Annotated in this window: 1 protein-coding gene; it reads left to right on the forward strand. The window is 36.7% G+C overall.

Going from position 1 to position 275, the window contains the following annotated elements; genetic code table 11:
* Positions 1-97 precede the first annotated feature (97 nt).
* The coding region (locus tag SB773_RS31570; protein WP_410594258.1) for a molybdopterin-binding protein at positions 98-275 on the forward strand (178 nt) is incomplete at its 3' end.

Consider the following 275-nt stretch of genomic DNA (forward strand, 5'->3'; position numbering starts at 1 on the left):
GCATTGATTTTTACAATATGGTCAGGTTTGGATTATTTTATAAAAAACAAAGAAGTATTTGTTAATTCCAAGTAAAACGAATGGTGGTTTTGAAAAGATGGATGCAGAAATCATTGCAGTGGGCTCTGAGCTTCTTTTAGGACAAATCAATAACACTAATGGGAGATTCCTATCGCAGCAGTTTGCGGAAATGGGAATCAATGTTTTTTACCATACTGTAGTCGGGGATAACGACCGTCGTTTACAACAAGCTATAGAAATCGCTGAATCAAGGG

It is taken from the genome of Bacillus sp. SIMBA_074, assembly GCF_046534555.1.
Lineage (GTDB): Bacteria > Bacillota > Bacilli > Bacillales > Bacillaceae_G > Bacillus_A > Bacillus_A mycoides.